Annotated in this window: 5 protein-coding genes; 2 read left to right on the forward strand and 3 right to left on the reverse strand. The window is 57.8% G+C overall.

From position 1 onward, the window contains the following. Positions 1-210: 210 nt before the first annotated feature. The gene (locus tag ACEW8G_RS14585) at positions 211-816 is read right to left on the reverse strand and encodes a DUF2269 family protein (protein ID WP_373489127.1); all 606 of its coding nucleotides are present in this window, start codon (positions 814-816) and stop codon (positions 211-213) included. 110 nt (positions 817-926) lie between these two features. After that, positions 927-1,304 (reverse strand): DUF4345 family protein, encoded by a 378-nt coding sequence (locus tag ACEW8G_RS14590; protein WP_373489128.1) that lies wholly within the window; start codon positions 1,302-1,304, stop codon positions 927-929. A 104-nt stretch (positions 1,305-1,408) separates the two neighbouring features. On the opposite strand from ACEW8G_RS14590, the gene ACEW8G_RS14595 reads away from it, so the two are divergent. Both ACEW8G_RS14595 and ACEW8G_RS14600 read left to right on the forward strand, forming a co-directional pair. Next, complete coding sequence (locus tag ACEW8G_RS14595) at positions 1,409-1,762, forward strand: winged helix-turn-helix transcriptional regulator (RefSeq protein ID WP_373489129.1); 354 nt, start codon at positions 1,409-1,411, stop codon at positions 1,760-1,762. A gap of 211 nt (positions 1,763-1,973) precedes the next feature. Continuing rightward, positions 1,974-3,914: a TIR domain-containing protein gene (locus tag ACEW8G_RS14600; protein WP_373489130.1), complete on the forward strand. Its 1,941-nt coding sequence runs from the start codon at positions 1,974-1,976 to the stop codon at positions 3,912-3,914. A 355-nt stretch (positions 3,915-4,269) separates the two neighbouring features. Here the strand turns inward: ACEW8G_RS14600 and ACEW8G_RS14605 are convergent, their stop codons facing one another. Beyond that, positions 4,270-6,366 (reverse strand): acyltransferase family protein, encoded by a 2,097-nt coding sequence (locus tag ACEW8G_RS14605; RefSeq protein WP_373489131.1) that lies wholly within the window; start codon positions 6,364-6,366, stop codon positions 4,270-4,272. Positions 6,367-6,581 lie beyond the last annotated feature (215 nt).

A 6,581-nucleotide genomic window follows, 5' to 3' on the forward strand; every position in this document is an offset into this window, starting at 1 on the left:
TCACCCGGCGATACATGTCACTGGAAAGTCTCGCCAGGATCGTCGATAACCCCGTTCTCAGTCTGCCCGGCGTGGGCAACTGAAACCATCACCGCAGCCGAAACGGCGTGCACGAATTACACCATGTGATGGGACGCTACCATTGGTTGTGCTGGACTTGGGGTGTTCTGTAGGATTGCGGCGAAAAACACGTGCGCGACCTGAACGCTCTCAGCTTGGCTTTGCCACCATCAGCCATGTCGCGATGACGAGCGGCACCGTGCTCAAAATCCCCCAAGCCAGCCAGCGTCGTGAAAGCGAACGATACTCTTCACCCACATCGCCCGCCGAGAAAGCTTTTGCCAATCGTGCCTGCTTCACCTGAATCGGCACGATCCGAAGTATCCAAGTCAGCCCCGACAACGCGAACAGGATTTGGCCCCAGAGAAGCCAGCCTTGGTCAAGTGGAAAGCCAGCCGAAATGGCCATGCCATAGCCGCCGGCGATGATCAGCGCCGCGCCCCAGACCGTCATTGACCAGTCGGTATAGGTCACCAGCTTCTGCGCAAAGCTCAGCACCTCTGACCGCCCGTCGCGGTCGGCAAAGAATTTCCAGATCGCAGTGACGGTGATGTTCCCCATTAACATCGCAACGCCCGTCACGTGCACAAATTTCGCCACATCATAAATCATCAGACCCGCCTTAGTGCGCCAATCATTTCGGTAGATTGATAGAAAACGTTCACCCGCGGAACACGGCCCCGGTTTACGAAGTTTCATTGCCCATTTTGGGCCAAGTTGGTTCTTACGGTCAAATACCGGGACTGGCAGGGCCAACTCCGTCCTGTCGCTCGTCTGTATCACCAGCACCAGGCCGGAGTTCGCCGAAGACGGTCATTCACCCCCCGTTAGGAAGCTGAGCAGTCGGCGAGTACGAGCAGATTCGATCAAGGACGGACTATCGTTTGAAGCAGCAGTCCAAACGGTCCACCGATAAGCAAGAGTGTTGCTATAGATGTTTCGAACAAGACTGCGATCCAGTTTTTCGGAACGTTCGCGTTGTCTGCAAATATTGAAACAATCCGCCCTATTGCGGCGCCGGCCCAACTCAGACCCACAACCAGGAATGTTGCAGGTAACATCGTCAGGAGCGGAATACTTCCCGCGAATACGAAAAGTCCGCCAAACGTTGACCTGAACTCCGATCGCCCAGGAGCCGTCACAGCTGTTAAGCCGGTGAACGCTGCTGCCCGTTGGGGAAAAAACAGGCCCAGGCACCCCATCAGCACGGTGATGATGGCGCCGGCTATGTTCAGTATCTCCATCGACCTCTCCGAATACTGCTGGACGGATCCACTTTTGGGGACCAAAACACCGAAAGTATAGTACGCACTTTTTGGTGCCTACCCAGACGTTCGAGGCCCGCCCTGTGAAACCTGATGTCCTGTCTTCCCAATGCTCATCAAGGCGGTATCTGGCGTCCCTGACGAGCAAATGGTCGATACTTATTGTGAACGCGCTGGGCCACGGGCCTCTTCGGAACGGAGAGCTGTTGCGAACGGTTGAAGGCATCTCTCAAAAGATGCTGACGCAAACATTACAGGAACTCACTGCACTGAACATCGTCGAGCGAGACGACAAGAAAACCATTCCGCCGCATGTTGAGTACAAGCTGACAGTTCTTGGTCATTCGTTCAAAAAGGAAGCCAACAGCTTGATCCGATGGGTAGAAGCGAGTTTGCCGCTGATTTCCGAGCGAACGCGGCGGCGGAGAACCTCCTGATCCTCTGCGATGTCGAGGTCCGGCCAGATTGGCTCCCACTGCCAAATTCCGGGACCGACCGGGTCGATCCAATCGTGTCATTCGGCGGCCCTACCGCTACCCGGCTGGAGATCGCCGATTCCAGCCATAGGCGCCCACCGGCAAACGCCGGCGACCTCGACCGACCCGCTTGCGTGCGCTAGCTGTCATCCTCATTAATCCAGGGGCGCACGTGACCGACATCTTCCTCTCCTACAACCGCGAGGACCAGGCGCGGGCCAAGCTGTTCGCCGAGGCGTTCGAGGCGCAAGGCTTCAAGGTCTGGTGGGATATGGGTCTTCGCACCGGCGAGGCGTATGATCAGGTCACCGAGAAGGCGCTGAAGACAGCGAAAGCCGTCGTGGTGCTTTGGTCGAAAAAGTCGGTCGACAGTCGCTGGGTCCGCGCCGAGGCCACGCTGGCTGATCGCAACAAGACGCTAGTGCCCTGCATGATCGAGCCGTGCGAACGGCCGATCATGTTTGAGCTGACGCAAACGGCGGAGCTGGGCCACTGGCAGGGGGACGCTGGGGACAGAGTTTGGGCCGCGTTCCTGTCCGATGTGACGCGGTTTGTCGGCGCGCAAGCCAAGCCCGCCGCCACCGCCATGCCCAGCTTGGCGAAGGTCGCGGCCGAACCCACCCACACGATGCTGGCTGTCCTGCCGTTCGACAATCTGTCGAGTGATACCGAGATGGATTATTTCTCCGACGGCGTGTCGGAGGACATATTGGGCCGCATCCAGCGCGCATCGCGGCTGAAAGTGATTGGCCGCACCTCCAGCTTCCAGTTCCGCGGGGCCGACAAGCCAAAGGCGGCCGCAGCACTCAACGCCACCCATGTGCTGGACGGGTCTATCCGGCGGGGCGGGACCAAAGTGCGCATCGCCGCCCATCTGACCGAGGCCGCGACACAGACCACCATCTGGTCAGACAAATATGACCGCGCCCTCGATGACATCTTCGCCGTGCAGGACGAGATTTCCGAAGCTATCGCTGAAGCGCTGGATGCGGCCTTCTTTCCTCAAGCCGTGCAGAAAATCGACCCGATCGCCTATGATTTGTATCTGCGGGGGCGAAACCTAATCATAGACGCCGACGGTGCCCGACAGGCCATCGCGCTGCTGGAAACCGCGGTAAAGCGTGCGCCCGATTTTAGCGACGCTTGGGCGGCGTTGGCGATGCAAATGTCTTCGTTGCGGCAAGGCATGCCTTACGCTGATCGCGCAGCCATGACGCGTCGCATTCAAGAAGTGCAGCGTCAGTGCAGCACACTCGATCCTGACAACGCACGCAATGCCGCCAGCGACATTTGGTTGGCCCCTCCATTTGGCGATTTTCTTGGCCAGCACGATAGGCTGCAAACTCTTGCCCGAGTTGGACAGAATTCGGCTGTTGCGCTTGCCACCGTCGGCTATCTTTATGAAAATATGGGCCACAATCGCGAAAGTTTCTCGCTCGCTCAGCGTGCGCTGGCGCTTGATCCCCTTGATGAGTTGGCTGTCTCGGCGAAGTGCCAGTCGCGATGGCGCGCTGGGGACTTTGAAGGCGGGATCGCCGCTATGCAAAATGCGGTCGCCACCTACCCGGACAACCATCACAATGTCGCTGCCCTCATCTTGGCTTTGACCCATCAAGGCGATTGGGACGGTGTCGACCGACTGATCGACCCTGAACGCCTCGCGCAATATCCATTGCGGGAGCATCGTGGGGTGGTGATGTTGGTCCATGTTCTGCGGAACCCCACGCCTGAAAACCGGCGGTTCATGCTGGATGCCATTACGCGCGGCATAGACCGAACTGGCCACACGGAAGTTATGCCCTTTACCACTCTGGCCGAGCTTGGTTTCGTCGATGAGGCATTTGCTCTGCTGGATCGTGCCAAGCTGGGGCCAAGCGGCGGGCCAAAGGATGTGATGGGCGCCAACGCCTACCGGCCCCATTTGCTGTTTCCCGCCGCCTATACCAAGCTGCGCGCCGACCCCCGCTTTGTGAAACTGTGCGCGCGTCTGGGGCTGGTGGAGTATTGGCTTGCCACTGAGAAGTGGCCTGATTGCGCGCAGACAGTGCCCTATGACTTCAAGGCCGAGTGCGAGAAGTATCGCGACTTTCCCAAGGACGTGTTCTTCGCATGACCACCGCCCCCGACATTTTCCTCTCTACAACCGCGAGTTTCCGGTTCGCGCGACCAACGGTTTAGGGCCAGGTCGGCTCTCATAGTCGGTATCTGCATCCGGCAGGGTCGCCTCAGTCCTGTCATTCGGCCTACTCACTACAACCAGGCCGGAGTTCGCCGGAAGCGGTCGTTGCGTTGAAATAACATGACAGCACGAGCCCACGAGCTGTTAATTGGCTCCAAGCACCACGGTAACGATTTCCACTTCAGTGCTTTGAAATGAGCCACTGACCCGGTACGCGTGGGTACAGCGCTCGATATCGTGATCTGTCCGGCAGGTGTATGCCGCCGAAGCGGCTTAAGGTATGGGCGATCTAGTTTTCCGCGTGCGCCGTCGTCAAATCGAACACAGCCTGTTCAAGCAGCGGACGAATTCGTACGACACCGAGCTGCGTCAAGTGATTGGAGTCCCAATAGTAGAGGCGCTCGTCCTCCGCCACGGCGCACGCATTCCCCCTGCACACATACTCGCCTGGCCGATAGAGGCGGACCCTGTTTGACAGTGAGGGTCGTCCGATGAGACGTTCGAACCCTTCGATGCGTTTTTCATAGACGGCGCGGTCGATCTCTAATGACGTTGACCGTCCGAATAGCATATTAGCGCTCATGCGCAGACCGGCGTGAAAATCGAGCTCTGGTATCGGCGCGATGACAGAAACGGCGATCTCCGGCGGCAAAGCCGATACTAAACGCAAGATGCCCTCGCCCAAAACTTCACCGTTCCGCTTTGGGCTCGGCCAAAGCTGGACCGCGGCTGCTGCATCCGAAAGCCAGTTGTTCCTCATGTCCCAGGCGTTGCCCTTTTCGAAGAGCGCCCAACGCGATACCAGTAGCACTCCGTCAACGTCGGCCCGCTGCAAGAGAGCTTGAACATGTGCATCGCGGCGTTCTGCGCAATTAGTGCTACTGCCCGACGTGTTGACGCCGAGCGCCGCTGGACAACCGTATTCAATATAGGCGACTAGGTTGTGGTTTGCGTCGTCTGCGATGCGGGAGAGCTCGTCCAGCAACATCCTCGCATGGCTGTCACCGATCAGCGCGATAACGCGCCGGTCCGAGTCCGTCTCGCGCGCACAAAAGATGATCCCCTCGCTTTGATCTTGGCACAGTAGTCCGTCCTGATCCGGGGTAGTTGTTGCGGTGACAGGCTGAGGCTCGGCAAATCGAATCGGCACGCCGTTCAATGAGCTGATGACCAAAGCCAACCCCAACGTTGCGATGAACACGCTGGAGAAGCGTAGCCAGAATCGCGGAGTGCCATTTGAGCTGCCATGGGCCAATTGGAAAGGCCGTTCGACGAAACGCCATTGCAGCCAGCCAAGGGCGATTGAAAGCGCGATCAGCAGGGCTTGTGTCGCCCCGTCCAGTTCTCGTTGAAACGCATACTTGTAGAGCGACACCAATGGCCAATGGACCAGATAGACCGAGTACGAAATGCGCCCCAGCCATACGACAGGCGGCAAACCGAGAACTCGACCGATCACGCTGGTCGGCCCGGCAAAACCATTCACCAGTAACACCGCGCCGACAACAGGCTGAACCGCGTCCAGGCCCGAAAGGCGCGCCGCCGGGTTAGCGCCGAAGAAGGCGGCAACGATTGCAGTGAATCCGATCCAGCCAAGGATTACTCGCGTGTGCCGGCCAAAGTTTAAACGTTGCGGAAAAGTAGCCGACACTCCGCCGAGGAGAAGCTGCCAAGCGCGCGTTGGCATCATGAAGAACGACGTCTTCTCCGAAAGGCCGAAGGCGGCGAAATTAGCGATGGCTGTCATCAGAGTCAACGATGCGACGATGCCTACGACGATCGCCCAGCGTCGCAGAACCAAGGAGCCACTCACGAGTATCAACGCGACCGGCATTACCAAATAGAATTGCTCCTCGACACTCAACGACCAAGTATGAAGCAACGGCTTGAACTGCGCGGGACCCTCGAAATAACCGCCATGCAGGAGGAAATATATGTTCGAAATCGACAGCAGCGCTGCCGCGCCGCTCTCAGCCGTTTGCGCGTAGTCATCCGAAAACTGAAAAAGTCCAGCCGCGATCAATGTTGCCGTAACGGTACAGATCAGCGCGGGAATGATACGACGGACGCGGCGCACATAGAAGCCGAGCAGCTTGAACCGGCCCGCATCAATGTTGGTGACTATGATTCTTGTGATCAGGTAGCCTGAGATCACAAAAAATACGTCCACGCCCAGATAACCGCCGGAAAACGAGACAATATCGACGTGAAATAGCAGTACGCCTACGATGGCTAAAGCCCGCAAGCCATCGATATCGGGCCGATAGCTTATTTCTCGCTGCGGCTCGGAAGCGCCCGGTGCAACTACAGGCGAACCCATCAACGCTTTCTTGCCGCTTCGCGAACCCATATTTCTTGAGCTCCCCGGCTGAAATTTGCTGGTCACTATCGGACAAAGCGCATTTGAAACAAGCCCCCCAGAATATTAGCGGCCTGAAAAGTACGCGAACGACCGAAATGGGCCAAACGCACCAGTCCACTGCGCTGGATCAGAAGGGCTGTACTACTCTGATGCTGCCATTGAGCTACTCATCGAGCAATCGCGTTAGCATTCTGCGGATATGATCCTGTCCGCCAAAAAAGACGGCGAGCACACGAATA

The organism is Blastomonas sp. (genome assembly GCF_041747255.1).
Lineage (GTDB): Bacteria > Pseudomonadota > Alphaproteobacteria > Sphingomonadales > Sphingomonadaceae > Blastomonas.